The organism is Methanofollis fontis (assembly GCF_004297185.1).
Lineage (GTDB): Archaea > Halobacteriota > Methanomicrobia > Methanomicrobiales > Methanofollaceae > Methanofollis > Methanofollis fontis.
In genome coordinates this window covers 1-277 of record NZ_PGCL01000022.1, presented here as the reverse complement: position 1 = coordinate 277, position 277 = coordinate 1, and the positions used below count along the sequence as shown (strand labels likewise).

1 pseudogene is annotated in these 277 nt (G+C 66.1%); it reads left to right on the top strand.

Annotation, left to right across the window (positions count from 1 at the left end):
• Positions 1-277, top strand: a pseudogene (locus tag CUJ86_RS11945) (hypothetical protein); the annotation flags it as partial.

Sequence of the window (277 nt, the reverse complement as noted above, 5' to 3'; positions counted from 1 at the left end):
TGTTCTGGGTGGCGTATGGGGCGGTGACCGGGAACGTGTACGTGGTGGTGATGTTCGCGTTTTACTGGGTGATGGCGGGAGCGGTGCTGGTGGCCGGGCGGAGTCCTGGCGTGCGGGCGTGTGGGTTTGGTGCCTGGGTGATCGGGAACCTGTTCTGGGTGGCGTATGGGGCGGTGACCGGGAACGTGTACGTGGTGGTGATGTTCGCGTTTTACTGGGTGATGGCGGGAGCGGTGCTGGTGGCCGGGCGGAGTCCTGGCGTGCGGGCGTGTGGGTT